The sequence below is a fragment of the Rhizobium sp. GCM10022189 genome, from assembly GCF_042656325.1.
Taxonomy (GTDB): domain Bacteria; phylum Pseudomonadota; class Alphaproteobacteria; order Rhizobiales; family Rhizobiaceae; genus Rhizobium.
On record NZ_JBHSOR010000037.1, the window covers coordinates 46206 to 71923 of the forward strand.

The following is a 25718-nucleotide window of genomic DNA, read 5'->3' on the forward strand; positions in this document are numbered from 1 at the left end:
CCGCCGCCGCACAGGCGTCCGGCACAGTGGAGGACACCATGGATATTGCAATGAACGCCGCCGCTGAGCGCGGCAAAACTCCCCTTTACCGGCACCTCTACGTGCAGGTTCTCGCAGCCATTGCCGCCGGCATTCTGCTCGGCCATTTCTATCCGTCTCTCGGCGCTTCGCTGCAGCCGCTTGGAGACGCTTTCATCAAGCTCGTGCGCATGGTGATCGCGCCCGTCATCTTCCTGACCGTCACGACCGGCATTGCCGGCATGGCCGATCTCAAGAAGTTCGGCCGCGTGGTCGGCAAGGCGCTCGGCTATTTCCTCGTCTTCTCGACGCTCGCGCTCGTCGTCGGTCTCGTCGTTTCGAACGTGCTGCAGCCCGGCGCCGGCATGCATATCGATCCGGCGACGCTCGATACGAAGGCCGTCAACAATTACGCCGCACAGGCCCATGACGCGACGATCATCGGCTTCCTGATGAACATCATCCCGGACACGATTGTCGGCGCCTTTGCCAAGGGCGACATCCTGCAGGTTCTGTTCTTCTCCGTCGTCTTCGGCATCGCGCTCGGCTCCGTCGGCGAACGCGGCAAGCCGGTGCTGGATTTCTTCCAGGTTCTGACTGCTCCGGTCTTCCGCCTCGTCGCGATCCTGATGAAGTTCGCGCCGATCGGCGCCTTCGGCGCCATGGCCTTTACCATCGGCAAATATGGTATCGGCGCGATCGCCAACCTCGCATTCCTGATCGGCACTTTCTACCTGACGTCGCTGCTCTTCGTGTTGATCGTGCTCGGCGCGGTCGCCCGTTACAACGGTTTTTCCATCCTAGCGCTGATCCGCTACATCAAGGAAGAGCTGCTGCTGGTGCTCGGCACGTCCTCGTCGGAAGCCGCCCTGCCCGGCCTGATGAACAAGATGGAACGCGCCGGCTGCAAACGCTCGGTCGTCGGCCTCGTCATCCCGACGGGCTATTCCTTCAATCTCGACGGCACCAACATCTATATGACGCTGGCAGCGCTCTTCATCGCCCAGGCGACGGATACGCATCTGAGCTTCGGCGACCAGATCCTGCTGCTGCTCGTAGCGATGCTAAGCTCGAAGGGTGCGGCGGGCATCACCGGCGCCGGCTTCATCACGCTTGCGGCCACACTCTCGGTCGTTCCCTCGGTTCCGATCGCCGGCATGGCGCTCATCCTCGGCATCGACCGCTTCATGTCGGAATGCCGCGCGCTGACCAACCTCGTCGGCAACGCCGTTGCCACCATCGTCGTCGCCCGCTGGGAAAACGAGCTCGACCAGACCCGCTTTGCCGCAGCGATGGCCGGCGATCTGCGCGAGGAGAGCGACCTGCTTGCTCCGGTCGCGCAGCCTGCCGAGTAAAGGCTGAGACAAAAAATCCGCCGCCGATCAGGTGATTGGCGGCGGATTTCATATGATGACGATGCCGCGGGTCAAACAACGGCGGCAAGCTCCTGGGCTCAGAGCGCCAGCCCCGTGCCGCGGTCGAAAATATGGACCTGCTCGCTGGCGATGTTGGCTTCGAAACGCGCGCCATAACGGGCCGCATAATCCCCATCCACCACGGCCGTGACCGGCTGACCCGCGAGATCGAAGACGACGTGTGTCTGTGCGCCTGTCGGCTCGACAAGCAGGGTCTGGCCGGCAAGCGCGTTTCCGTCCTTGCCGCCGGGCGTCAGATGCTCGGGGCGAAGGCCGACCGTCACAGCCTGGCCGGCGCGAACCTTGCGGTCAGGCGCGATACGGATTGCCGTGCCGTCCGAAAGGCGGGCGGCCGGTGCGCCGCCCTCACCTTCAACGACACCCTCGATCAGGTTCATCGCCGGTGAGCCGATGAAGGCAGCAACAAAAAGATTGGCCGGCTTCTTGTAGAGTTCGAGCGGCGTGCCCTCCTGCTCGATATTGCCCTGGTTCAGCACGACGATGCGGTCGGCGAGCGTCATCGCCTCGATCTGGTCGTGCGTGACATAGATCGAGGTCGTCTTGACCTTCTGGTGCAGCGTCTTGATTTCCGAGCGCATCTGCACGCGCAGCTTGGCATCGAGGTTCGAGAGCGGCTCGTCGAACAGGAAGACGGCCGGGTTGCGCACGATGGCGCGACCCATGGCAACACGCTGGCGCTGGCCGCCGGAAAGCTGTGCGGGCTTGCGATCCATGAGTTTCGTCAGATCGAGCATGCGTGCGGCTTCCGCCACGCGCTGCTCGATCTGCGGCTTGGGAAGACCGGACAGTTTCAGATTGAAGCCCATGTTTTCGGCGACCGTCATATGCGGATAGAGCGCATAGGACTGGAAGACCATGGCGATGTTGCGCTCGCGCGGGGTGAGCTCGTTGACGACGGCATCGTCGATGACCACTTCGCCGCCGCTGATTTCCTCAAGGCCCGCGATCATGCGCAGAAGGGTGGACTTGCCGCAGCCGGACGGCCCGACGAGGGCGACGAACTGGCCGTCCTCGATCGACAGCGAGATGTTATGGATCACGTCGAGCGATCCGTAGGCCTTGCGGATATTCTTCAGTTCGACAGACGCCATGTGCGTGCCTCCGAATGCGGGCTCAGGACTTCACCGCACCGGCGGTCAGGCCGGCGATGATGTGCTTCTGGGCAAGGAAAAAGACGATGATGGTCGGCAGGATGGTCAGCGTGATGAAGGCGAGGATGAGGTGCCAGTCGGTGGCGAACTCCCCTCTGTAGACCATGATGCCGAGCGGCCAGGGATAAAGGCTTTCCGAATTCAGCATGATCAGCGGCACGATATAGCTGTTCCAGCTGCCGACGAAGGAGATGATGCCGACGGTGGCGACAATCGGGCGCGAGAGCGGCAGCGAGATGTGCCAGAAGAATCGCATGTAGCCGCAGCCATCGACGAAAGCCGCGTCGAAGAGCTCCGACGGCAGGTTCCGGAAATAGTTGCGGAACAGCATGATGCTCATGCCGAGCCCGAAAGCCACCTGCGGCAGCACGACGCCCCAATAGGTATTGAGAAGGCCGAGATCGCGGATGCGGATATAGAGCGGCAGGATCGCGGTCGCTGCCGGGAACATCAGTCCGATCAGGAAATAGTTGACCAGGTAGGTGGAGCCGAAGAAGCGGATATGGGCAAAGCAGAAGGCGGCCATGGCGCCGAGCGTCAGCGTCAGGAAGACGGTGAGCAGGGCGATCAGCAGCGAATTGCCCATCTGCAGCCAGTAGCGATGGCTGACGATAATGTCGATATAGTTGCTCCACTGCCATTCCGTCGGCAGGCCGAAGGGATTGCCGCGCAGGTCCGAGAGCGTCTTGAAGCCGCCGAGCGCCGTGCTGATCAGCGGGATGACGACGAGGCCGGCGACGATCAGCAGCGAAACATACATATAGATCTGCGTGCCCGTGCGGACCTTGCGGCCGGAACTGTTGGCCGTCGCGGCGTCGATGGGGGGTGCGGTCGAGATATCAGTCATTGCGCATGAATATCCGCTTGTAGCTGAAGGCGAGCGTGACGCAGATCACGAACAGCACGACGCCGACGGCGCTGCCGAAACCGACCTGCATGCGGGTCACCCCGAAATTGTAGAGGAAGGTCACCATCGTCTGCGTCGAGTTCGACGGACCGCCGCCGGTGAGCGGCATGATCATGTCGAAGAGCTGCAGCGAGCCGACGACGCCGAAGAAGACGGAGAGGCGAACGGTGGAGCCGAGGAGCGGCAATGTGACGTGCCGGAACTTCTGCCAGCCGGTCGCCCCGTCGATATCGGCGGCTTCCAGCACGCTCTTGTCGATCGCCTGAAGACCGGCGATGAAGAGCATCATGTGAAAGCCGAAATACTTCCAGACGATGACGCCGAGAATGGCGTACATGGCGACATTGCGATCGGCGAGCCAGAAGGGCGGCTCGATGCCGATCAGGTGCGAAATGCCGGCCACGAGGCCGAAATCGCCGTCATAGACGAAGCGCCAGATCATGCCGGCGGCAACGTCGGCGAGAACATAGGGCAGGAAGAAGATCAGGCGAAAGAACAGCGCGCCCTTGATCTTGGTGGAGACCATCGTCGCCAGCCATAGCGCCAGCGGGATCTGCACCAGGAGCGAGATCAGGACGATCAGGCCGTTATTGATGAGCGCCTGGGTGAAGGCGCCGTTGCGGAAGATAAGCTGGTAATTGCGGAAGCCGACCCATTGCGTCGGGTCGCCGTAACCGTTCCAGTTATAGAAGGAATACCAGGCGGCTTCGCCCATCGGCACGATGACGAGCAGGGTGAAAAGCATCAATGCCGGCGGCAGGAAAAGGATCAGTACCGGCCATTTGCTGTGGGCCAGCGAACGTTTGTGCCGGCGCGGAGCCACTTTGGCGCTCGTCCCTGCAACATTTGCTGACATGAAAGTATCGCTCATCGGTCTCTGGGACTCCTCGGGCGGATTCGCGACTGCGCCGCGAGTGAGAGGGAGCCGGCGCTCATGCGAGCGCCGGCGGGTCGCTTACTTCGCTTCGAGCGAGTAGGCGTCCTGGATCTGCTGGGCGGCATCGGCCGGCGACGTGGAGCCGGAGACGATTTCCATCGTCATGTCGTTGACGACGCCGCCGACATTGGGGCCGAGATCCTGATCGAGGAAGTTCTGGTGCCAGGTCTCCTGATCGAGCGCGACGGCGCTGTCCTTCAGAAGCGGGTTCTGCACACCATCGGCCGCACCCTTGGCGACCGGAATGATGCCGGTTTTCTGGGCCAGCAGCTTCTGGTTTTCCGGATTGCCGAGGAATTTCAGGAATTCTTCGGTTTCCGGAGGCGCATTCTTGGTGACGACCCAGCCGTTCAGGCGGCCGAGGTAATCGGTTGCCAGACCCGGAGCGCCTTCGACGACCGGGAACGGGAAGCGGCCGATATTGTCGTCCGGCTGGCCCTTGCCGCTGGTCGAGCTGGCGCGCGAAGTGTCGTTGGTGTTCTCGAAGCCGAGCAGCATGGCGGCGCGTCCGTCGCCGAAGGCGGCAAGCGCATCGTTCCAGGTGGCCCCGAGATAGCCGTTCTGGAAGGGCTCGAGCTTGCCGAGTTCGGCAAGATGCTCGCCGGCCTTGACGAAGGCCTCACCGGCAAAACCGTCGCCCTCGCCGGCCTTGGCCTTCTCGAAACCGTCATGGCCGGCTTCGCGCATGGCAAGGTAGCCCCAATAGAAATGGATCGGCCACTTGTCGCCGCCGCCGCCGGCAATCGGCACGATGCCGGCTGCCTTCAGCGTCTTCACGGCGTTGAGGAAATCGCCCCAGGTCTTGATCTGCGACGCATCGACATTGGCCTTCTTGAACAGCTCCTTGTTGTAGAAGAAGGAGACGAGGCCGGTCTTGTAGGGCGCTGCCCAGACCTTGCCGTCAAAGGTCATGCCGTCGATCGTGGCGGCGCTCGTGCCGTTGCGCCATGCGCCGCCATCGGCGTCAAGCGCGGCATCGATCGGCCGCAGCATGCCGGTCTCGGCCTGCGCCTTCAGCACCCCGCCGCCCCAGGTATAGAAGAAGCTCGGCGCTTCGTTCGACTGCAGCAGCGTCGGAAGCTTGGCCTTGAAGGCCTGGTTTTCGAGGAACTGCAGTTCGACCTTTACGCCGGGGTGGCTCGCCTCGAAGTCCTTGGCGAGCTGGTTCCACACCGCGAGGGTGCCCGGAACCTGCTCCAGATGGAGCCAGCGAATGGTCGTGTCGGCGGCAGCCGTTACCGTCGACGCGCAGTAGCCGGCGACGGCGATTGCGATCGCCGAAATCATATTGATGCGATGAGTTTTGATGGTCAGCACTTGGCACTCCTCCCGAGGCGCTTTATTTCTGTATCCGGATTAAATAATCGCAGCCTTTCTCTTTCTGTCAATACCCTGCCCGAAAAAGCGGCAGAAGCTGCGCAAAATGATGCAATTATGGAAATTTGTGTTGCGCGATTGCGAAAATCAGTTCTACAACAAGATCGATTTAATTTGCCTCACGAAAAAAATCGTCGGGCCGAATGACAGGGTTTGGGTGCCCGCACGAGACGATGAAGACTGCCGATCCTGAATTGATGCGTGCCATCAACCGCTTGAGCGTGCTGGATACGATCCGGCGCAACGGCCCGATCTCCCGTATCCAGATCAGCGAACGCACCGAATTGTCCACGACGACCGTTTCGGCCATCACCGCTTCGCTGCTCGATGACGGGCTCATTTTGCCCATTCACGAGGGGGATATCCGCAACGAGGCGGTGCGCGGCAGGCCGCGCGTCATGCTGGAGGTCAATCCGGATGCCGCACGTGTGGTCGGAGCCAAGATCGCCGCCAGCCGCATGATCTTCGTCGTCACCAATTTCCGCGGTGACGTGCTCTCCAAGCTCGTGCTGCCGATCCGCATCGATCGGCAGCCGATTGCCGTGATTGCCGACCTCATCGAGGATGGCGTGCGGCGCTGCGTCGTCGACATCGGCCTGTCGCTCGACGACATAGACAGTATCTGCCTGGCATTGCCCGGCGTCATCGAGCACCGCACGGGCCACATCCGCTCGAGCCCCATATTCCGCGAAGTCAACATTGATTTTGCTGCAGAAATGTCAGCCCGACTGTCGACGCCGACAATCATCGAAAGCGACGCGCACGCCATCACGCTCGGCCATCACTGGTTCGGCAAAGCCCGCGACCTTGAAGACATGGTGCTGATCTCGCTGGAGCAGACGCTCGGCCTTGGCGTGTTGCACGACAACCAGCTTTTCCGCGGCGCCGGCGGCCTCAGCCACAATCTCGGCGACCTCGTTCTCGGCATGGGCCAGCAGGGCGTGGTCAGGCTTTCCAGCCAGGCCGGCGAGAGCGCCATTCTCGGAGAACAGCAGGCCGACGGGCGCTTTGCCGAAGCGGTGCGCCTCGGTCGCGGCATGACGCATGTGCAGGCGCTGATTCAGGCCGACGACGACCGGCTGATCGCAGCCGCCGTGCGCGCCGGCGAGGCGGTCGGGCTGACGATCGCCAATATCGTCACGCTGTTTGCCCCGCCGCGCGTCATTCTGGTCGGCTCCTCGCTTGCGCTGGGCGAGCCTTTCCTCAACAGCCTGCGGGATGCCTATGCGCTGGCCATTCCCCCTTCCCTGCAAGGCGTCAGCGAACTCGTCTTCGACGATTCGAGCGACGACTTCTGGGCACAGGGCGCGGCCGCCGTTGCCCTCTACGAACTCTACGAATCGCCCTGGAGCACCACAGGGCCGGCGCTCTGACGCGCGGAACCTGCAATTATCGGAGGATATGATGGAAAAAGTCGGTATCGGCATCATTGGATGCGGCAATATTTCGGGCGCCTATCTCAAGGCGATGACATCGGCGTTTCCGATCCTCGACATCCGCGGACTGGCGGACCTCAACCGCGAACTCGCCGAGGCAAAGGCCGGCGAATTCAACCTGCAGGCCAGGACGGTCGATGAACTCCTGGCCGATCCGAAGGTGGAGATCATCGTCAACCTGACCATCCCGAAGGCCCATGTCGCCGTCGGCCTGCAGGCGCTGGAGGCGGGCAAGCATACCTATTCGGAAAAGCCGCTCGGGATTAATTTCGCGGAAGGGAAAAAATTGGCGGATGCCGCCAGGGCCAAGGGTCTGCGCATCGGCGCGGCCCCCGACACGTTCCTCGGTGGTGGCCACCAGACGGCCCGCGCCCTGATCGACGAGGGTGTTATCGGCATTCCGGTCGGCGGCACGGCCACGTTCATGTGCCCCGGCCACGAGCGCTGGCATCCCAATCCGGCCTTCTACTATGAAGTCGGCGGCGGCCCGATGCTCGACATGGGTCCTTATTACATCACCGACCTCGTCAACCTGCTCGGCCCGGTCGCGAAGGTTGCCGGTTTTGCCGTTACGCCGCGCAACGAGCGCGTCATCACCAGCGAGCCGCGCAACGGCGAGCGCATCCCCGTGCACGTGCCGACCCATGTCGCCGGCGTCATGGCTTTCGCCAATGGCGCTGTCGTGCAGATCGGCATGAGCTTCGATGTCGCCGGTCACAAGCACGTGCCGCTCGAAGTCTACGGTACCGAAGGCACGCTGATCGTGCCGGATCCGAACCGATTTGCCGGCCCGGTCGAATATCTGAAGAAGGGCGGCCAGTTCGAGGATCAGCCCGTGACCCTGCCCTATGCCGACGGCAACTACCGTTCGCTCGGCGTGGCCGACCTCGCCCACGCGATCCGCTCGAACCGGCCGCATCGCGCAAACGGCGATCTGGCGCTGCACGTGCTCGAAGTCATGGAAGCCTTCCAGAAGGCATCCGACACCGGCAGCACGGTAACGCTCACCACGACAACGGAGCGCCCTGCTCCGCTTTCTCAATCCCTCGTCGACGGACTGCTCGGCAAGTAATTTTCAGGAGGAATAGACATGCGTGAAGCACTGATCGTCTGGGGCGGCTGGGCCGGCCACGAACCGGAGCAATGCGCCGCAATCATCAAGGACATGCTCGAAGAAGACGGTTTCAAGGTCTATGTGGAACACAGCACGGAGGCCTTCGCCGATCCGTCGATCCACGACCTGAGCCTGATCGTTCCCGTCATCACCATGTCGAAGATCGAGAAGGAAGAGGTAAAGAACCTTGCTGCGGCGATCGAAAGCGGCGTCGGCATTGCCGGCTATCACGGCGGCGCCGGCGACAGTTTCCGCGAATCCACCGATTACCAGTTCATCATCGGTGGCCAGTGGGTTGCCCATCCGGGCAATATCATCAACTACACGGTCAACATCACCCGCCCGGACGATCCGCTGATGGAGGGGATCACCGATTTCCCCTATAATTCCGAGCAATATTACATGCATGTCGACCCCTCGAACGAGGTGCTGGCGACGACGACCTTCACCGGCGAACATGCCTACTGGATCGACGGCGTGACCATGCCGGTCGTCTGGAAGCGCAAATACGGCAAGGGCCGCGTCTTCTATTCCTCGCTCGGCCATGTCGCCAAGGAATTCGAAGTTCCGCAGATGAAGACGATCTTCCGCCGCGGCGCCAACTGGGCGGCCCGCTGACGCTCCGATATCCGGACGCTGCCGGCTTGCGGCCGGCAGCGTCGAACGAAAAGTGCATATTTGCGCATAACACGGGTGCCAAACCCTGCCGATATGCGATAGTGCTGTCGGAGGATTGAACCAGACAGCAAGACGATGAGCGACAACGTTATCAAGTTTCGCAAGCCGAAGCCTCCACCGAAAGCCCCCAATCCGATGATCCGAAAGCTCGTGATCATCGCCGTGGTGATCCTCGTCTTTGCCGCCGCCTGGGCCTATTTCCAGGTCACCGGCGCCCCGGCGCCGTAAGCCGCAAAGGGAGCCTGCGATGAGCCTTCGCCCGCCGCAATCCTTCAGGCAGTCCTTTTCGGCCGAAGGCGGGGTGAACGTGCTCGAATACGAACTCATGTCGGAGCGCGCGAGTTCGCTGGGACGAAACGGGCTGAAGGTTGAAGCGGCGCTCGCGGCTCTCAAGGCATGGAACCCCGATCGCCACAGTGCCGAACAGCGGGAGGCGCTGGTCAACGAAGCATCCGACGCCGTCTGGGGGCTGTTCGTTCAGCGTGAGATCTGCGGGCTGCGCAACAACAAGGATATTATCCAGCGCTACGGCATCCCCAGCGAGGTGCTGGCGCGGGTTGGCGTCATCCGGAAATAACGGCCGCCCGATGATCTGCGGCTGGCGCCGGATGCGAGACGGCGAATGCGCGTGCCTCCTTCTCCAGCCATTCGCAGAAGAGCGAGGATTTGCGGTTTCGCCTTGCACGGCGCAGCGCCACATATTCATGACCGCTTTCCAGAAAGCCGTGCGGCGCCACCAGTCTGCCAAAGCGGATATCATCCGTCACATAGGGCCAGGGCACGACGCAGACGCCGAGCCCGGCATTGGCTGCCTCCAGCATGAAATAGAAATGCTCATATTCCACGCGGCCGCCCGCTTCGGCGGCAACGCCTGAGCGCGCGAGCCAATCGCCCCAGGCGCGCAGACGGCTGCGGGTATGAAGCCGGGCCGCACCGGTGAAACGCGAGCCGACCGTCTCGGCGAGCGAGGGGGACAGGACGGGACCGGTCTGCTCCGGAAAAAGCGGAATGACCTCCGCCCCGGCTGGCCAGGGCGCGGTTCCGACGCGGATGGCGACATCGAAACTGTCGCGGGCAAAATCCACCGGGCGCGAGGAGGCGGTCAGGCGCACCTCGATATCGGGATATTCCGCCTGGAACCGGTAGAGCCGCGGAATGAGCCAGCGCATGGTGAACGTTCCGGGGCAGGACACGTCGAGCGCACCGTCCCCGGTATCGGCGACCGCGCGGACGGAAGTGTCGATCTGATCGAAAGCGGCATTGAGGCCGGACAGCAGCGTCGTGCCGGCCTCGGTCAGACGCAACCTGTTCTTCGGTCCTTCGAAGAGGGGAACGCCGAGTACATCTTCGAGATGCTGGATCTGGCGGCTGACGGCGCTATGGGTGACGTTGAGCTCATCGGCAGCAAGCGTCATGCGCCCGAGACGACCGGCCGCCTCGAAAGCGCGAAGAGCATTGAGCGATGGGATACGGCGAGCCATGTGCGTTTTCCGAACAATCTTTGTTCGATCATATCGGTTTTCAGGCTGTGTTCCATAGTGTTTCTTGCAGCCGTCGAATTACCGAATGCCATTTCAGGAACAACAAACGCCGGGCTGCAACGCGCTCCGGCAATGAAGAAACTTTGCCTTTTGAAAGAATCATGGAGATTGACCGTGAATAGCAGACACAGTGACGGAAGTGCAGGTGACGCCAACTACGGCGTGATCGGCAGGAACTACACCAGATACCGCCAGCCCGACCCGCATATCGCCGAGTTCATCCGCGCCGCCCTCGGCAATGCCGAGACCGTGCTGAATGTCGGCGCCGGCGCCGGCTCCTACGAGCCGATCGACCGGAAGGTCACGCCTGTGGAACCCTCGGCCTCGATGCGTGCGCAGCGACCGGCGCATCTGCCGGAAGCGATCGATGCGGCCGCAGAAAAACTGCCGTTCGCCGACCAATCCTTCGATGCGAGCATGGCGACCTTTACCGTGCATCAATGGTCGGATCTCAAGGCCGGCCTCACGGAAATGCGCCGCGTTTCGCGCGGCCCAGTGCTGGTCCTGAGCTGCGATCCCAACGAACTGAAACGGTCGTGGCTGTTCGACTATGCGCCCGAGATGATCGCGGTCGAGGCGAGCCGCTATCCGGCCATGCAGACCATTGCCTATCATCTCGGCGGCACTGTCGAAATATTGCCGGTGCCGATCCCGTTGACCTGCGTCGATGGGTTCGGCGAGGCCTATTACGGCCGGCCCGAACTTATGCTTGATCCCGGCGCGCGGCTTGCCAACTCGGCCTGGAGCTTTGTCGATCCCTCGGTCGGCGAGCGTTTCGCGGCCGAACTCGGCCGCGATCTCAAGGAGGGCACATGGGATGCACGCTACGGGCATCTGCGCACACAGCCCTTCTTCGAAGGTTCGCTGCGCCTGATCGTCGCGAGGCCCTAGCGAAAGAAACGGTTCTCCGGCCGCGGCAGGCCGAGATGTTCGCGCAGCGTCGTGCCCTCGTACTCCCTACGGAACAGGCCACGGCGCTGCAACTCGGGCACCAGGCGCGCGGTCACGTCGTCGAGCCCCTGCGGCAGATAGGGGAAGACGACGTTGAAACCGTCGGAGCCCTCTTCGTCCAGCCAGCGCTCCATCTCGTCGGCAATGCTTGCGGGCGTGCCGACAAAGGCAAGGCCGGAATAACCGCCGTAGCGCTGGGCGAGTTGGCGGACGGTGAGACCTTCCTCCTGGGCCAGCTTGATGACCTGGGCGCGGCCCGTCTTGCTGGCATTGGTATCGGGAATATCCTTGGGCAGCGGCGCATCCGGATCGAAGCCGGAGGCATCATGACCGAGCGCGATCGACAGCGAGGCGATGGCACTGTCATAGTGAACGAGGCTGTCGAGGGCGAGGCGCTTGGCGCGCGCCTCCTCGATACTGTCGCCGATGACCACGAAAGCGGCGGGAAGCAGTTTCAGATGGTCGCGGTTGCGGCCGACAGCCTGCATCCGCCCCTTGATATCGGCATGAAGCGCCTTGCCACCGTCGAGATCGCGCGGCGAACAGAAGACCACTTCCGCCGTTTCGGCGGCCAGCTGGCGGCCGGGATCCGACTGGCCGGCCTGCACGATGACGGGCCAGCCCTGAACGGGCCGGGCAATGTTCAACGGCCCGCGCACGCTCAGTTCTTCACCCTTGTGGTTCAACACGTGCATTTTTTCGGGATCGAAATAAATTCCACTCTCGCGATCACGGATGAAGGCGTCATCGGCAAAACTGTCCCACAGGCCGGTGACGACATCGTAGAATTCCCGCGCCCGCTTGTAGCGCTCGCCATGTTCCACATGCTCGTCGAGGCCAAAATTCAAGGCAGCGTCAGGATTGGATGTGGTGACGATGTTCCAGGCTGCGCGACCATTGCTGATGTGATCGAGCGAAGCGAAGCGGCGGGCGACGTGATAGGGCTCGTCGAAGGTCGTCGACGCCGTTGCTGCCAGCCCTATCCGCTCGGTGACGGCGGCCAGCGCCGAAAGCAGGGTAAAGGGCTCGAAGGAGGTTACGGTATGGCTGCGCTTCAGCGCCTCGACCGGCATATTGAGCACCGCCAGGTGATCGGCCATGAAGAAGGCATCGAACTTCGCGGCCTCAAGCTTCTGCGCGAAGGACTTGAGATGCGCGAAATTGAAATTGGCATCCGGATAGGAACCGGGATAGCGCCATGCGCCAGTATGCAGGCTGACGGGACGCATGAAGGCGCCGAGGCGCAACTGCCGTGAACGGGTCATGTTTTTCCTCATGGATCGGGGCGAAGCGGCCGCCTGCCCCTGCTGAACGCTGATGCCGGAATGACGCATACATAGGGCTAGGTAGGCGTTCGCACGCGGCTATTCGAGATTGGCTTGGCTTTTTCCGGCGGCGATTTCATCGGCAGGACGGTCAATTCCCGGTGAAATGGATAGGGGCAGAGGTTAGCTGCCGGCCCGCGCATTCGATAAGCAAGCACGTTTCATTTTCCATCACATCTATAGAATTTATAATCTTACATCCCGTGTCGATTTCTTTCACCCATATCACGGTCAGAACTGGAGAGATTAATGACGACCGTGCTCAGGCAACAAGACCAGATCCGGCCCGTGGCCGCCCGCATTGCCAGCGATGAGGAAGCGCTTGAAACCGCACGCAGGCTTGCGAGGCAGTTTGCCGCCACGGCCGCCACGCGGGACGCGGAGCGCCGGCTGCCCTTCGCCGAACTCGACACGCTGGCGCAATCCGGCCTGCTGGCAATTGCCGTTCCCGCGCAATATGGCGGGCTCGATGTCGCGAATGCCGTACTGGCTGAAGTGACCGCAATTCTGGCCGAAGCCGACGGCTCGATCGGCCAGATCCCGCAAAACCATTTCTACATTCTGGAGGCTCTGCGCACCGACGGCAGCGAGGAGCAGAAGCGCTATTTCTTCGGCCGGGTACTTGCCGGCGATCGTTTCGGCAATGCTCTTTCGGAGCGCGGCACCAAGACCGTCGGCCACTACAATACCCGCATCGTCAGGGACGGTCCCGGCTATCGCATCAACGGCACGAAATATTACTCGACGGGCGTCCTGTTTGCCGACTGGGTCACGGTCTTCGCGCTTGACGAGGAAGACCGGCTAGTCATGGCCTTCGTGCCGAAGGGAACCGAGGGTGTCGAGATCATCGACGACTGGGACGGCTTCGGCCAGCGTACGACGGGCAGCGGCACGACGGTCCTCAACAATGTCTATGTCCACGCCGATTCCGTCGTCCGCCATCACAAAGGCTTCGAGCGGCCGACGACGATCGGCTCCGTCGGCCAGATCGTCCATGCCGGCATCGATCTTGGCATCGCGCGGGCAGCGTTTGCCGAAACGCTCGAATTCGTGCGAACCAAATCGCGCCCGTGGATGGACAGCGGCGTGGAACGCGCCGCCGACGATCCGCTGACGGTCTCGAAGATCGGGCAGATCGCCATCCGGCTGGACGCTGCAACGGCGCTGCTGGAACGCGCCGGCCGCAAGGTCGATGCGGCGCAGATCGAGACGACGGAAAAGACCGTCGTCGAAGCCACGCTTGCTGTCGCCGCTGCCAAGGTGCTGACCACCGAAATCGCCATCGAGGCGACCAATACGCTCTTCGAACTTGCCGGAACCTCCGCCGTCAAGGCCGAGCTCAATCTCGACCGGCATTGGCGCAATGCGCGTACCCATACGCTGCACGATCCCGTGCGCTGGAAGTACCACGTTGTCGGCAATTACCATCTGAACCGCATCATCCCCCCGAAGAACGGCGCGCTCTGAACCTTCTCCTCAAACTGAAAACCCCATTTCCGTCACCGGAAATGGGGTTCCTTTTCGTCCATCCTCCAGGGTGTCAGCTGTAGAGGCTGACTTCGGGGATCTTGTCGTTCAGCACGAATTCGCCGACTTCCTTGGCTTTGTAGAAGACCGGGTCGTGCAGCGTGTGGGTGCGCACATTGCGCCAGAACCGGTCGAAGCGGTATTTTTCCGCCGTGGAGCGTGCGCCGGTCAGTTCGAAGACGCGGGAGGTGATGTCGAGCGAAACGTGGGTGGCATGCACCTTGGCCGCGTAAGCTTCGGCCGCGGCCTCGCCGCGTTCACGCGCCGTGACGGCATGGCCCTTTGCAAGCCCTGTCTGAACGGCAGCCGCCGCGACATCCGCCAGGGCGACGGAAGCTTTCAACGCGGCGGTGAATTCACCGACGCGTTCGAGGATATAGGGATCGTCTGCAGCCCGCTCGACGCCGGACGTGACCCACGGTCGGGTCGTCGTGCGCACATAATCGATCGCGGCCTGGAGCGCGCCTTCGGCGCTGCCGAGATAGAAATTGACGAAGACGAGCTGGATGAGTGGCGTGTTGAAGGTGGAAAGCACCGGCGGGGCGGCATCGGGAGCAGCCGGCGCGCCTACGAAATCCTCCTCATAGACAGGGAAATCGTGGAATTCGACGCTGCCGCTGTCGGAGAGCCGCTGGCCGAAATTGTCCCAATCGTCATTTGCCTGATAGCCGGGCCGGTTGGTCGGGACGGCGAAGCCGACGATCTTGTCGCCAAGGCTTGCATTGGCATTGATGTAGTCCGAGACATGGGCAGCGGTGGAGAAGGACTTGCGTCCGTTCAGCACATAGCCGTTGCCGCGACGGGTAAGCACGAGGCCCGGATCACGCGGATTGACGGCGGCACCCCAATAGAGGTTTTTCGAAACGGTTTCGGAACCCAGCGCATGGGCGCGGGCTTCCTCAAGCGCCCAGTAGACATACTGGCTGTTGACGAAGTGATAGCCGAGCAGCTGACCGATCGAACTTTCGCCGCGTGCAAGGATGCGCACGAGCCGCAGGCCGTCCACCCAGTCGAGCCCGCCGCCGCCGATCTTCTGATCATGCAGGGCGTTCAGCAGGCCGGCATTCTTCAGCTTGACGATTTCGGCAAGCGGCGGGCGGCCTTCGCGGTCGAGTTCGGCGGCGCGGCTGGAAAGATCGGCCGCGATATCCTCGGCACGGGCAAAGAGGTCCTCTCGCGTCGTGCTGCGATTGGTCGCGAAGACGACATTGGACTGGCTCATGGAATGAAACTCCGGTTTCTGGAAATGGGGCCGGCGGGGGCCGCACAACCCCCGCCGGAAGATCGAGGCAGGCAGCTTAGAAAAGCTTGTCCGGGATCCAGCTCGCGGTTGCCGCGTCGCTTGTGCTGAAGGCCGGGATCTTCTGCGCCAGGTCCTCGATCGTCTTGACGCCGGCCGCGCGCAGGCTCTCCTGCGTGAGCAACGTCGGCTTGACTGTGATCCGATGGGGAATGTCCTGCCCGGCGATCTGCAGGGCGGCGGCGCGGACAGAGACGGCGCCGACCACAGCCGGGTTGGTGGCGACGGTGGCAACCCACGGGCTACCCTCTTCGGTGATCTCCTGAATGTCAGCGGTCGAAACGTCAGCCGAATAGATCTTCAGCTTGCCGGCAATCCCGAGATCGTTGGCGGCAAGCTTTACGCCGCGGGCAAACTCGTCATAGGGCGCGAAGACGACGCTGATATCGGGATTGGCGGTCAGGGCAGCCTTGGCCTGATCGGCCGTCGAAGTCGCCGTCGTGTCGCTGACATTGCCGAAGCGGGCCTTTTCAACGACGCCGGAATTCTCCGACTTGAACTTCTCCCAGACCTCGTTGCGGCGGTCGAGCGGCGCGAAGCCGGCGACATAGACATAACCGGCCTTGAAGCTCCTGCCGTTGTCCTTCACCACCTGTTCGAGACCGAGCTGAGCAAGTTCATGGTCGCTCTGCTCCACCTGCGGCACCTTGGGATTGTTGAGGTTGACGTCGAAGGCGACGACCTTGATGCCCTTGTCCAGCGCCTGCTGGACGACATCGCCGAGCGATTCCGGCAGGCCGTGATCGACGACGATGCCGGCGACGCCGAGATTGATCGCCTGCAGGATCTGCTCACGCTGCTCGGCAGCATCTTGTCGGCCGGGGAAGACACGCAGGTCGATGTCCAGTGCCTTGGCCTGTGCTTCCGCACCAGCCTGATAGGCCTGGAAGAAGTCGCCCGCCGAGATATAGCTGATCAGCGCCACCTTGACGCCGCCCTTGTCGAAGGGGGCCGGAGCGCCGCTGAGGCCGCCCGCGAGGGAGGCCTGATAGAGGGTGAAAGAAATAGCGGCTGCAGAGAGCGCCAGCCGTGCGAGGGATTTCATCGTCGCGATCCTCCAGTCAATCGGGAGCGTCGTCTGACAGGTTGGCAGCTCCCCGCGACGCATGAAGTTATTAGATATAAACTCTATGTTTTTAGTAGATTTAATGATCCGATTTTTGCGGGTTCAGGAGATTCTTTGTTCCCATCGCCATGCGACCGCGGCAAAGGCTTGCCTCGCAGTTCGGGCATTCGTCGGGTCAATATTGCCGCTCGAAAGCCGACCCGGATATGCCCGATGCCGCTCCTTCATGTTGATAATGTTACCCGCAGTTTCGGGTCTACGCATGCGCTTTCGGGCGCCCATTTCTCCATCGAGAGAGGCGAGATCGTCGCGCTGATGGGCGCCAACGGTGCCGGCAAATCGACCCTGGTGAAGATAGTCTCGGGCGTGCTTGCGGCTGATGGCGGCACGATCAGCCTGAACGGCCAGCCCTTCTCGCCCAAAACGCCATCCGAGGCGGCAAAAGCCGGCGTCGTCACCGTGCACCAGTCCACCGACCTTGTCGGGGCGGCGGGACTGACGGTTGCCGACGCCTTGCTACTGCATCGCTTCGCCGAGGGCAGCACGCCCTTCTTTCTCTCCCGGGCGAGCGTGCGGCGCGACGCGCAGGCCATGCTCGCAGCTGCCGGCTTTTCGCTGCCGCTTGACGCGGATTTCGGCGATCTGACCGCTGCCGACCGGCAGCTCGTCGCCATCGCCCGGGCGCTTGCCAACAAGGCCGAGCTGCTGATTCTCGACGAACCGACCGCAAGCCTTTCGGCAGACGAGAGCCGCCGCCTGTTCGACATCCTGCTCGGCCTCAAGGCGCAGGGCCTTGCGATCCTCTATATTTCCCACCGGACCGCCGACCTGGAAGCGATCGCCGATCGGGCGCTCGTCATGCGCGGCGGCCGCATCGTCGGCAGCTTCAACCGGCCGATCGATTTTTCCAGCGCCATCGAGACGATGATCGGTCGCAGGCTCGAAGCAGCGCGACCGGACGCGCGCGGGACGACGGGTTCGGCTGTTTTCGAAATGCGCGGCATTCGCCTTCTGCAGTCGAGCGCGCCCTTCGATCTGACACTGCACGAGGGCGAAGTTGTTGCCGTCACCGGCGTACTCGGCGCCGGCAAGAGCCGCCTGCTATCGGCAATCTTCGGCGTTCGCGATCTTGCCGCAGGCACGATGCGGCTCGATGGCAAACCGCACAGGCCGAGATCGCCGGCTGCGGCAATTGCCGCGGGCGTCGCCATGGCCGCAGAAGATCGCCATCGCTCCTCGCTGATGCCGGCCGCATGGCCGGGCAATTCGCTCGCCGCCACCATCAGCCTGCCGCATCTTGCCAAATGGTATCCGACCGGTCTGCTTTTCGGCGGCCGCGAGCGACGCGAGGCGGAACAGGCGATATCCCGGCTCGGCATCAAGGCCGCCGGTCCGTCCGCCCCCATCTGGACATTGTCGGGCGGCAACCAGCAGAAGACGGTGATCGCGCGGTGGGAGGCGGAGCCAAGTCGGCTGCTGCTGCTCGACGAGCCGTTCCAGGGCGTCGATGTCGGCGCCCGCCACGACATCATCCAGGCGATCCGAGCGCGCACCGACCGCGCGACGCTGATCGCCACATCCGATCCCGAAGAGGCCTATGAGGTCGCCGACCGCATCCTGACGATCGACCATCACAGCTTGCTGCCTGACGTGATCGAAACCGCCGCCGCCTCACCCCGACAGGAATTTTCCGCATGACGACAATCGACGATGAGGCTCGGCCAAAGGCAGGCTCCACCCCGCAGCGCCGTAGCCAGGGTACCCGTATTCCAGCACTCGGCAGCTTTCTGCGCGCCGGCGCGGTGTTCATCCTGCTTGGACTGATGATGATCGGCTTTGCCATCGCCCAGCCGGCCTTCATCAATATCGGCAACCTGATGAGCATCCTGCAGGCCGTGTCCGTTGTGGCGATCCTCGGCGCCGGCGTGACGGTGACGCTAGCCGTCGGCGGCTTCGATCTCTCGATCGGTGCGGTGGCGGCCTCCAGCGTCATGGCCGCGAGCTATGCGATGATCGTCTGGCATCTCGATGTTTTCGCGACCGTGCCGCTGGTGCTTGCCTTCGGCGCCGCGGTCGGTCTCGTCAACGCCGTGCTTATCGTGCGCCTGCGTGTGCCGGATCTCCTGGCGACACTCGCCATGATGTTCCTGCTGTCGGGCCTGCAGCTCATTCCGACAGCCGGGCGGTCGATCTCAGCGGGCCTTGTCCTGCCCGACGGGTCCAAGGCGACCGGCGCCTATGACCCGGCCTTCCTGCTCATCGGCCGTTACAGCCTGTTTGCCACCCTGCCCGTTTCCGTCATGTTGATGGCGGTCGTCGCGCTTGCCCTTTTTGTGCTGACCGAGCGCACCCGCATCGGCCGGCTGCTCTTTGCTACCGGCGGCAATGAGGTGGCGACACGGCTTGCCGGCGCGTCCACGACGCGGCTGAAGGCGCTCGCCTATGTCATCTCCGGAACGCTCGCCGCCCTTGGCGGAATCGTGATCGCCGCCCGCGTCGGGCGCGGCGACGTCTCCTCCGGCGGCTCGCTGCTGATGGACTCGGTTGCCGCCGCCCTGATCGGTTTTGCCGTTCTCAACCTGCGCCGCCCCAACGTGCTCGGCACTGTCGCCGGCGCTGTCTTCGTCGGCGTGCTGCTGAACGGCCTGACGATGCTGAACGCTCCCTATTACACGCAGGACTTCGTCAAGGGCGCAGTGCTCGTTGGAGCGCTGGCGCTGACTTATGGGCTCGGCCGCAACAGCGATCGCTGACGGCGCGATTTGGCTTCTGAAAATTTCCTGCGACCGCGTGCTTTTGGAAAAACGTACCTCTTATGCGCCTTAAATCTATATAGTTTATAGATTATTAAATCGAGAGGGTATCACCATGAATGACGGACTTGAAGGCGGCTTCGGACGCCGTGAAATCTTGAAACTTGCGGCTGTTGCCGGTGCGACCTTCGCGGGTGCAAGCATGCTGACCGCACCTGCAAGAGCCGAAGACGAGGGGCTTTCGCTGAAGGGCAAGCGCATCGCCATCAGCGCCACCGGCACGGACCACTATTTCGATCTGCAGGTCTATAACGCCCAGATCGAAGAGGTGAAGCGGCTCGGCGGCGAGCCGATCGCCGTCGATGCCGGCCGCAACGACGGCAAGCTGATCGCCCAGCTTCAGACGCTCGTTGCCCAGAAGCCGGATGCGCTCGTCCAGATCCTCGGCACGCTCAGCGTCATCGATCCCTGGCTGAAGAAGGCTCGCGACGCCGGCATTCCGGTTCTGACCGTCGATGTCGGCTCGACCAACTCGATCAACAATACGACATCGGACAATTGGGGCATCGGCAAGGATCTCGCCCTGCAGCTCGTTTCCGATATCGGCGGCGAAGGCAATATCGTCGTCTTCAACGGCTTCTATGGCGTCACGCCCTGCGCCATCCGCTACGACCAGCTCGTCAACGTCGTCAAGTATTTCCCGAAGGTGAAAATCATCCAGCCGGAACTGCGTGACGTCATTCCGAACACGGTGCAGGACGCCTTCACGCAGATCACCGCGATCCTCAACAAATATCCGGACAAGGGCTCGATCAAGGCCGTCTGGTCCGCCTGGGATATTCCGCAGCTCGGCGCAACGCAGGCGATCGCCGCCGCCGGCCGCAACGAGATCCGCACCTATGGCGTCGACGGCAGCCCGGAGGTTCTTCAGCTCGTTGCCGACAAGAACTCGCCGGCAGGCGCCGATGCCGCCCAGCAGCCGGCGGAGATCGGCCGTGTCGCGGTCCGCAACGTCGCCAGGCTGCTCGCCGGCCAGACGCTGCCACGTGAGACCTACGTGCCGGCGTTGCTCGCCAACAAGGAAAACGTCTCCGAGATCATCAAGAAGCTCGGCATCGGCTGATATCAAGGCGGACCTTGCGGCTGGTGCCGCAGGGTCCGCATATCCCCGGAAAGCGGCATCATGACTGCACCCATCCCGACACAAGCGACCGACAATGGCGATGTCGTCATTCGCTTCGAGCGCATCGTCAAGCGCTTCGGCGGCGCCCAGGCGCTCGCCGGCGCATCGCTTGCCATACGCCGCGGCACCGTGCACGGACTCGTCGGACAGAACGGCGCCGGCAAGTCGACGCTGATCAAGCTGCTTGCCGGGCTGCATGTCGCAGACGAGGGTGCGATTGAAATCGAAGGCAAGGCCTATGACCGGCTGACGCCGCATCTCAACAAAGAGCTCGGCATCCATTTCATCCATCAGGACAGGCTCCTGGTTCCGACATTCACGGTTGGCGAAGCCCTGTTTCTCGGTCGTGAGGCGCGGCTTGCGGGAACACCCTTCCTGGACCGGCGGGCAATGCAGAAACGCGCCAGCGAGCTGCTGACCAATTATTTCGGGGTCAATCTGCCAAAGAACGCGCTCATCGGTGAGCTATCGACCGCCGAAAGGCAGATCGTCCAGATCACGCGCGCCTTGCTGCACCAGCCGAAAGTTCTCGTCTTCGACGAGCCGACCGCTGCCCTCGTGCGGCGCGAGGCTGACATCCTCTTCCGCCTGATCCGCCGGCTGCGCGACGAGGGCGTGACCATCATCTACATCTCGCACTATCTCAACGAAATCGAGGAACTGTGCGATCACGTCACCGTGCTGCGCAACGGTCGGGATGTCGCGTCGTTGCCGATAGCCGAAACCTCGGCCAAGGCGATCGCCAGCGTGATGATCGAGCGCGACATCGCCGAAATGTTTCCCAAGCGTCAGGTCGACCGCGGCGAAGCGATCCTGAACGTCCGGCGGCTGTCAGCGCCCAACCGGTTTGACGATATCAGTTTCAGCTTGCACCGCGGCGAGGTGCTCGGCATCACCGGCCTCCTCGGCTCCGGTGCCAAGGACCTGATCCGTGCGCTGTTCGGCCTGGAACAGGCCGCAAGCGGTGAGATCGAAATCGAAGGACAGGCAGCACAGCCGCGCAGCCCGGCAAGGGCCGTCGACCGCCGGCTTGCCCTCGTTCCCGAGGACCGGCGCGGACATGGCGTCGGCCTCGATCTCAGCGTGACCGAGAACGTCACCCTTCCGAGCCTTGCCCGTTACAGCCGCTTCGGCTTCCTCGATCGCAAGCGCGAACGCGCCGATACCGAAGATCTGATCAAGCGGCTGCAGATCAAGACGGCCGGACGCGATGCGCTGGTCCGCACGCTCTCCGGCGGCAATCAGCAGAAGGTGGCGATCGCCAAATGGCTGGGCCGCCAGTCGGAAATCTACCTGCTGGACGAGCCGACCGTCGGTGTCGATATCGGCTCGAAAGTCGAGATCTATGCGCTGATCGGCGAACTGGCCGCGCGCGGGGCCGGCGTCATCGTCCTCTCCTCCGACCTGCCGGAACTTGTCGGCATTACCGACAGGATTCTCGTGTTCTTCCGCGGACGACTGATCCGCGAGCTCGATTCCTCGAAAACCACAACGGATGAAGTCCTGTCGATCTCAACAGGCGCTTCGGAAGGATTGCGCCATGTCGGCTGACGTTCATTTCGCGCCTCTTCCCGCCGCTCCCTTGGAATCGGCATCGCAATCGAAGGGCGCGGCGGCGGTTGCCGTGCTCCGCCTCGGCTCGCTGCTGGCCTTTGCCGCCATCCTTGTCGTGTTCTCCCTGACGGCGCCCTATTTCCTCTCGGTCGGCAATATCGGCAACGTTCTCGGCCAGTCCGCCATCTCCGGCGTATTGGCGATCGGCCTGACGGTGGTGCTGATTGCCGGCGGCTCGAATGTCGTTACCGGTGGCATCGACCTGTCGCTGGCAGCCAATATGGGCCTGAGTGCCGCAGTCTATGCGACGCTGATCCAGCTCGGTTACGGCGACGCGACAGCGGCGGCAGCCACCTTGCTGACGGGGCAAACGATCGGGGCGGTGAACGCTGTCGCCGTCGTGCTCGCGGGCATCGTGCCGCTGCTTGCAACGCTTGCGGTCATGAATGTCGTTGCAGGGCTCGAACTTGTCCTGACGCAGAATACAGTCGTGCCCGCTTCCACCGATTTCCTCACCGCGGTTTCCACCTCCGACGGTTTCGGCATTCCCGTTCTCGCCTATGTGCTGATCGGCTTTACCGCGATTGCGACAGCTATCGTGCAGCATACGCCGGTCGGACTCCGGCTCTACGCCGTCGGCGAGTTTCCGGACGCGGCACGCGCCGCCGGCCTGCCGCTCAAGCGGCTGCTTGCCGGCGCCTTCATTGCCAGCGGGCTCTGCGGCGGTTTTGCCGGCATTCTCTCGGTCTCCTATCTCAGCGGCAGTACGACCGGTTCGGGCGAGGCGCTGCTGCCGGTCGTCGTCATCGCGCTGCTCGGCTCGGTCTTTTCACGCCGGCTGGTGCCGACCGTTCCAGGAACGCTGATATCGGCACTGTTCGTCGGCTTCCTCACCAACGGCTTCCAGCTCCTGAACCTGCCGAGCACGCTCGTCAGCGGTGTGCAGGGCCTTCTCATCCTGATCGTCGTGTCGGCCACGACATTGTTGCGCAAGCGGGAGATCTGACATGTCCGCCTCGATTTCAGCCGGACGCTCGCTTACCGGCTTCGCACGTTTTGGACTGATCGTGGCCCTCGTCGTGGTCTTCTCCGTCTTCTCGATCCTGACGCCGACCTTTCTGACGGCGGGCAATCTGCAGAGCATTCTCGTCAACAATTTCACGCTGCTTGCCATCGTCTCGATTGCGATGACTTTCGCAGTCTCTGCGGGCGGCATCGATTTGTCGGTCGGCACCGCCGTCGATTTTGCAAGCTTTGCCTTCGTCTCGCTCGTTCTGGCCGGACAGCCAGTGCCGCTGGCACTGCTTGCCGGCCTTGCAGCCGGCGCGCTGGTCGGCGCGTTTAACGCCGTTCTCGTGTCCGTGATCGGCGTCGCCCCCTTCCTCGCAACGCTCGGCACTTTGTTTATCGGCCGCAGCGTCCAGCAATTGCTGACCAATGGCGGCAATCCGGTCTACCTGCCGCCCTCGGGTGTGCCGGAAGCCTTCCGGTTCCTCGGCCACGGCACGATCGCCAATGTCCCCGTGCCTCTGGGGATCGCCGCCATCGTCATTGCGGGTGCCGCCGCCGTGTTCGCCTGGACCCGTTTCGGCCGCATGGTGATCTCGATCGGCATCCAGCCGAGCGTCGTGCGCTATTCCGGCATCGGCCTCGGCGCCCCTGTTGCCGCCACCTTCATTCTCGCCGGACTGATTGCCGCCGTTGCCGGCCTGATTCTGACGGCGACTGTGACCGTCTATATCCCCTCTTCCGGCAATGCGTTCCTGCTCAACGCCATCGGCGCCACCTTCATCGGCACGACGCTGTCGCCGCTCGGCCGACCCAATATCTTCGGCACCGTTCTTGGCGTGCTGCTGCTCAGCATCGTCGCCAACGGGCTCTTGCTGACAGGCCTCAATTTCTACTGGCAGCAGGTCGGCACTGGCACGCTCATCTTCGCCGTTCTCGCCTTCAGCTTCATCAACAGGAAAACCGTCGGCGCTTGAACCGCGCCTCGCCGACAACGCAGGAAGAATGACATGACCCGTGAAATCAGGCTCAACGCCTTCGACATGAATTGCGTCGGACACCAGTCGCCGGGCCTCTGGCGCCATCCGCGCGACAAGTCCTGGACCTACAAGGATCTCGATTACTGGGTGCATCTCGCCAAGACGCTGGAGCGCGGCAAGTTCGACGGTCTCTTCATCGCCGACGTGCTCGGGGTCTATGACGTGCTGAACGGCAATGTCGAGGCAGCACTCCGCCATTCGGCGCAGGTGCCGGTCAACGATCCGCTGCAGCTCATCCCCACTATGGCCTACGAGACCGAACATCTCGGTTTCGGGCTGACGGCCTCGCTCTCCTTCGAGCACCCCTATACGTTCGCAAGGCGCATCTCGACGCTCGATCATCTGACCAAGGGTCGTGTCGGCTGGAACATCGTCACCTCCTATCTGAACAGCGGCGCGCTCAATATCGGCCAGGCTGCGCAAACCAACCACGACGACCGTTATGATCTCGCCGACGAATATCTCGAGGTCTGCTACAAGCTCTGGGAAGGAAGCTGGGAGGACGATGCCGTCGTGCGCGACCGCGAAACCGGCATCTTCACGCATCCGGAAAAGGTCCATCCGATCAACCATTCCGGCAAGTACTTCACCGTTCCCGGCATTCACCTGAGCGAGCCATCGCCGCAGCGCACGCCCTTGCTCTATCAGGCCGGCGCCTCCAGCCGCGGCAAGGATTTTGCCGGTGCGCATGCCGAATGCATCTTCGTTGCGGCGCCCTCCAAGGCGGTGTTGAAGCGCTATGTCGCCAATGTCCGCCAGGCCGCCGAACGGCTTGGCCGCAACCCGCGCGAAATTCTCGCCTTCAACCTGCAGACCGTCGTGCTCGGCGAAACGGATGCCGAAGCGCAGCGCAAATTCAACGAATACCGCCAATACGCCTCGTTCGAAGGCGCCCTGACGCTGATATCAGGCTGGACGGGCATCGATTTCGGTCAGTTCGGCCCGGACGAGGTGCTTCGCCACCGCTATACGAATGCGGTGCAATCGGCCGTCGAAACCTTCACGACCATCGATCCCAGCAAGGAATGGACGGTGCGCGAAATGGCCGATTGGGTCGGCGTCGGCGGCTTCGGCCCGGTCTTCGTCGGCTCGCCGTCGACCGTCGCCGATCTCATGCAGGAATGGGTGGAGGATACCGATGTCGATGGTTTCAACCTTGCCTACGCGGTGACGCCCGAAAGCTTCGAGGACACCGTCGATCTGCTCGTGCCGGAGCTACAGAAGCGCGGCGTCTACAAGACCGAATACCGGCAGGGTACGCTGCGCGAAAAGCTCGGTGCTGCGGGGCCGCGGCTGGTTGCCCCGCATCCGGGAGCATCCTACCGCAACCTCGGCATCGAAGCGCCGCGGCTCGCCGTCGGCGGCCGCTGAAAAATAATGGCTGGGTGACAAAAAATATCTCGCCTGGCCGTCCTG

The 25718-nt window shown here is 62.7% G+C and carries 23 protein-coding genes; 15 read left to right on the top strand and 8 right to left on the bottom strand.

Annotated elements, in window-relative coordinates; all coding sequences use genetic code 11:
* Window positions 1–38: 38 nt before the first annotated feature.
* A complete protein-coding gene (locus ACFPWW_RS13570; RefSeq protein ID WP_377312040.1) occupies window positions 39–1373 on the top strand; it encodes a dicarboxylate/amino acid:cation symporter in 1335 nt (444 codons plus the stop codon).
* A gap of 98 nt (window positions 1374–1471) precedes the next feature.
* Here ACFPWW_RS13570 and ACFPWW_RS13575 read toward each other — a convergent pair whose 3' ends face one another.
* The 4 genes from ACFPWW_RS13575 to ACFPWW_RS13590 form a co-directional block, all read right to left on the bottom strand.
* Window positions 1472–2545, bottom strand: coding sequence for an ABC transporter ATP-binding protein (locus ACFPWW_RS13575; RefSeq protein ID WP_112704469.1), 1074 nt, complete (start codon window positions 2543–2545; stop codon window positions 1472–1474).
* Window positions 2546–2567: 22 nt separating this feature from the next.
* Window positions 2568–3365 carry a carbohydrate ABC transporter permease gene (locus ACFPWW_RS13580; protein ID WP_112572501.1) on the bottom strand — a complete coding sequence of 266 codons (798 nt, stop codon included), beginning with the start codon at window positions 3363–3365 and terminating at the stop codon, window positions 2568–2570.
* 79 nt (window positions 3366–3444) lie between these two features.
* Window positions 3445–4368, bottom strand: a complete 924-nt coding sequence (locus ACFPWW_RS13585; RefSeq protein ID WP_112756156.1) for a carbohydrate ABC transporter permease — start codon at window positions 4366–4368, stop codon at window positions 3445–3447.
* A 99-nt stretch (window positions 4369–4467) separates the two neighbouring features.
* On the bottom strand, window positions 4468–5736 hold the full coding sequence (locus ACFPWW_RS13590; RefSeq protein WP_377312328.1) for an extracellular solute-binding protein: 1269 nt from the start codon (window positions 5734–5736) through the stop codon (window positions 4468–4470).
* Window positions 5737–5999: 263 nt separating this feature from the next.
* On the opposite strand from ACFPWW_RS13590, the gene ACFPWW_RS13595 reads away from it, so the two are divergent.
* From ACFPWW_RS13595 to ACFPWW_RS13615, 5 genes are all read left to right on the top strand, one after another.
* Entirely contained in the window at window positions 6000–7199 is a 1200-nt protein-coding gene (locus ACFPWW_RS13595) for an ROK family protein (RefSeq protein WP_112572400.1), read from the top strand.
* 31 nt (window positions 7200–7230) lie between these two features.
* Entirely contained in the window at window positions 7231–8334 is a 1104-nt protein-coding gene (locus ACFPWW_RS13600) for a Gfo/Idh/MocA family protein (protein WP_112704467.1), read from the top strand.
* A gap of 18 nt (window positions 8335–8352) precedes the next feature.
* Complete coding sequence (locus tag ACFPWW_RS13605) at window positions 8353–8994, top strand: ThuA domain-containing protein (protein ID WP_112572404.1); 642 nt, start codon at window positions 8353–8355, stop codon at window positions 8992–8994.
* Between the two features lie 135 nt (window positions 8995–9129).
* The gene (locus tag ACFPWW_RS13610; protein WP_377312041.1) at window positions 9130–9282 is read left to right on the top strand and encodes a hypothetical protein; all 153 of its coding nucleotides are present in this window, start codon (window positions 9130–9132) and stop codon (window positions 9280–9282) included.
* Window positions 9283–9301: 19 nt separating this feature from the next.
* On the top strand, window positions 9302–9631 hold the full coding sequence (locus ACFPWW_RS13615; protein ID WP_112756115.1) for a DUF6665 family protein: 330 nt from the start codon (window positions 9302–9304) through the stop codon (window positions 9629–9631).
* Here ACFPWW_RS13615 and ACFPWW_RS13620 read toward each other — a convergent pair.
* The gene (locus tag ACFPWW_RS13620) at window positions 9618–10535 is read right to left on the bottom strand and encodes a LysR family transcriptional regulator (protein ID WP_377312042.1); all 918 of its coding nucleotides are present in this window, start codon (window positions 10533–10535) and stop codon (window positions 9618–9620) included. The two genes, ACFPWW_RS13615 and ACFPWW_RS13620, sit on opposite strands and share 14 nt — an antisense overlap.
* A 174-nt stretch (window positions 10536–10709) precedes the next feature.
* Here ACFPWW_RS13620 and ACFPWW_RS13625 point away from each other — a divergent pair, with 174 nt between their 5' ends.
* On the top strand, window positions 10710–11486 hold the full coding sequence (locus tag ACFPWW_RS13625) for a class I SAM-dependent methyltransferase (RefSeq protein WP_377312043.1): 777 nt from the start codon (window positions 10710–10712) through the stop codon (window positions 11484–11486).
* Here the strand turns inward: ACFPWW_RS13625 and ACFPWW_RS13630 are convergent.
* Complete coding sequence (locus ACFPWW_RS13630; RefSeq protein ID WP_377312044.1) at window positions 11483–12811, bottom strand: LLM class flavin-dependent oxidoreductase; 1329 nt, start codon at window positions 12809–12811, stop codon at window positions 11483–11485. The two genes, ACFPWW_RS13625 and ACFPWW_RS13630, sit on opposite strands and share 4 nt — an antisense overlap.
* Window positions 12812–13120: 309 nt before the next feature.
* Here ACFPWW_RS13630 and ACFPWW_RS13635 point away from each other — a divergent pair, with 309 nt between their 5' ends.
* A complete protein-coding gene (locus ACFPWW_RS13635; protein WP_377312045.1) occupies window positions 13121–14338 on the top strand; it encodes an SfnB family sulfur acquisition oxidoreductase in 1218 nt (405 codons plus the stop codon).
* Window positions 14339–14411: 73 nt separating this feature from the next.
* Here ACFPWW_RS13635 and ACFPWW_RS13640 read toward each other — a convergent pair whose 3' ends face one another.
* Both ACFPWW_RS13640 and ACFPWW_RS13645 read right to left on the bottom strand, forming a co-directional pair.
* Window positions 14412–15620, bottom strand: coding sequence for an acyl-CoA dehydrogenase family protein (locus ACFPWW_RS13640; RefSeq protein ID WP_377312046.1), 1209 nt, complete (start codon window positions 15618–15620; stop codon window positions 14412–14414).
* Between the two features lie 76 nt (window positions 15621–15696).
* Window positions 15697–16743: a substrate-binding domain-containing protein gene (locus tag ACFPWW_RS13645; protein ID WP_112756102.1), complete on the bottom strand. Its 1047-nt coding sequence runs from the start codon at window positions 16741–16743 to the stop codon at window positions 15697–15699.
* Window positions 16744–16977: 234 nt separating this feature from the next.
* On the opposite strand from ACFPWW_RS13645, the gene ACFPWW_RS13650 reads away from it, so the two are divergent.
* The 7 genes from ACFPWW_RS13650 to ACFPWW_RS13680 all read left to right on the top strand — a co-directional run bounded on the left by ACFPWW_RS13650 (window position 16978) and on the right by ACFPWW_RS13680 (window position 25673).
* Complete coding sequence (locus ACFPWW_RS13650; protein WP_112756100.1) at window positions 16978–18462, top strand: sugar ABC transporter ATP-binding protein; 1485 nt, start codon at window positions 16978–16980, stop codon at window positions 18460–18462.
* Entirely contained in the window at window positions 18459–19517 is a 1059-nt protein-coding gene (locus tag ACFPWW_RS13655) for an ABC transporter permease (protein ID WP_377312048.1), read from the top strand. Before ACFPWW_RS13650 ends, ACFPWW_RS13655 begins: the two co-directional genes overlap by 4 nt.
* A gap of 115 nt (window positions 19518–19632) precedes the next feature.
* Window positions 19633–20640, top strand: a complete 1008-nt coding sequence (locus ACFPWW_RS13660; protein ID WP_112757614.1) for a sugar ABC transporter substrate-binding protein — start codon at window positions 19633–19635, stop codon at window positions 20638–20640.
* Between the two features lie 60 nt (window positions 20641–20700).
* Window positions 20701–22251: a sugar ABC transporter ATP-binding protein gene (locus tag ACFPWW_RS13665; RefSeq protein ID WP_377312049.1), complete on the top strand. Its 1551-nt coding sequence runs from the start codon at window positions 20701–20703 to the stop codon at window positions 22249–22251.
* Entirely contained in the window at window positions 22241–23260 is a 1020-nt protein-coding gene (locus tag ACFPWW_RS13670; RefSeq protein WP_377312050.1) for an ABC transporter permease, read from the top strand. The genes ACFPWW_RS13665 and ACFPWW_RS13670 overlap by 11 nt, the downstream gene beginning before the upstream one ends.
* Before the next feature lies 1 nt (window position 23261).
* On the top strand, window positions 23262–24239 hold the full coding sequence (locus ACFPWW_RS13675; RefSeq protein WP_377312051.1) for an ABC transporter permease: 978 nt from the start codon (window positions 23262–23264) through the stop codon (window positions 24237–24239).
* 33 nt (window positions 24240–24272) lie between these two features.
* Window positions 24273–25673, top strand: coding sequence for an LLM class flavin-dependent oxidoreductase (locus ACFPWW_RS13680; RefSeq protein ID WP_377312052.1), 1401 nt, complete (start codon window positions 24273–24275; stop codon window positions 25671–25673).
* Window positions 25674–25718 lie beyond the last annotated feature (45 nt).

Excerpts from the sequence above, each read along its gene's own strand:
- ACFPWW_RS13600 (WP_112704467.1), top strand. The coding sequence starts at position 7,231 with ATGGAAAAAGTCGGTATCGGCATCATTGGATGCGGCAATATTTCGGGC.
- ACFPWW_RS13630 (WP_377312044.1), bottom strand. The coding sequence starts at position 12,811 with ATGACCCGTTCACGGCAGTTGCGCCTCGGCGCCTTCATGCGTCCCGTC.
- ACFPWW_RS13665 (WP_377312049.1), top strand. The coding sequence starts at position 20,701 with ATGACTGCACCCATCCCGACACAAGCGACCGACAATGGCGATGTCGTC.
- ACFPWW_RS13610 (WP_377312041.1), top strand. The coding sequence starts at position 9,130 with ATGAGCGACAACGTTATCAAGTTTCGCAAGCCGAAGCCTCCACCGAAA.
- ACFPWW_RS13650 (WP_112756100.1), top strand. The coding sequence starts at position 16,978 with ATGCCGCTCCTTCATGTTGATAATGTTACCCGCAGTTTCGGGTCTACG.
- ACFPWW_RS13615 (WP_112756115.1), top strand. The coding sequence starts at position 9,302 with ATGAGCCTTCGCCCGCCGCAATCCTTCAGGCAGTCCTTTTCGGCCGAA.
- ACFPWW_RS13590 (WP_377312328.1), bottom strand. The coding sequence starts at position 5,736 with ATGATTTCGGCGATCGCAATCGCCGTCGCCGGCTACTGCGCGTCGACG.
- ACFPWW_RS13635 (WP_377312045.1), top strand. The coding sequence starts at position 13,121 with ATGACGACCGTGCTCAGGCAACAAGACCAGATCCGGCCCGTGGCCGCC.
- ACFPWW_RS13645 (WP_112756102.1), bottom strand. The coding sequence starts at position 16,743 with ATGAAATCCCTCGCACGGCTGGCGCTCTCTGCAGCCGCTATTTCTTTC.
- ACFPWW_RS13575 (WP_112704469.1), bottom strand. The coding sequence starts at position 2,545 with ATGGCGTCTGTCGAACTGAAGAATATCCGCAAGGCCTACGGATCGCTC.
- ACFPWW_RS13580 (WP_112572501.1), bottom strand. The coding sequence starts at position 3,365 with ATGTATGTTTCGCTGCTGATCGTCGCCGGCCTCGTCGTCATCCCGCTG.
- ACFPWW_RS13570 (WP_377312040.1), top strand. The coding sequence starts at position 39 with ATGGATATTGCAATGAACGCCGCCGCTGAGCGCGGCAAAACTCCCCTT.
- ACFPWW_RS13660 (WP_112757614.1), top strand. The coding sequence starts at position 19,633 with ATGAATGACGGACTTGAAGGCGGCTTCGGACGCCGTGAAATCTTGAAA.
- ACFPWW_RS13640 (WP_377312046.1), bottom strand. The coding sequence starts at position 15,620 with ATGAGCCAGTCCAATGTCGTCTTCGCGACCAATCGCAGCACGACGCGA.
- ACFPWW_RS13595 (WP_112572400.1), top strand. The coding sequence starts at position 6,000 with ATGAAGACTGCCGATCCTGAATTGATGCGTGCCATCAACCGCTTGAGC.
- ACFPWW_RS13605 (WP_112572404.1), top strand. The coding sequence starts at position 8,353 with ATGCGTGAAGCACTGATCGTCTGGGGCGGCTGGGCCGGCCACGAACCG.
- ACFPWW_RS13670 (WP_377312050.1), top strand. The coding sequence starts at position 22,241 with ATGTCGGCTGACGTTCATTTCGCGCCTCTTCCCGCCGCTCCCTTGGAA.
- ACFPWW_RS13680 (WP_377312052.1), top strand. The coding sequence starts at position 24,273 with ATGACCCGTGAAATCAGGCTCAACGCCTTCGACATGAATTGCGTCGGA.
- ACFPWW_RS13675 (WP_377312051.1), top strand. The coding sequence starts at position 23,262 with ATGTCCGCCTCGATTTCAGCCGGACGCTCGCTTACCGGCTTCGCACGT.
- ACFPWW_RS13655 (WP_377312048.1), top strand. The coding sequence starts at position 18,459 with ATGACGACAATCGACGATGAGGCTCGGCCAAAGGCAGGCTCCACCCCG.
- ACFPWW_RS13585 (WP_112756156.1), bottom strand. The coding sequence starts at position 4,368 with ATGTCAGCAAATGTTGCAGGGACGAGCGCCAAAGTGGCTCCGCGCCGG.
- ACFPWW_RS13620 (WP_377312042.1), bottom strand. The coding sequence starts at position 10,535 with ATGGCTCGCCGTATCCCATCGCTCAATGCTCTTCGCGCTTTCGAGGCG.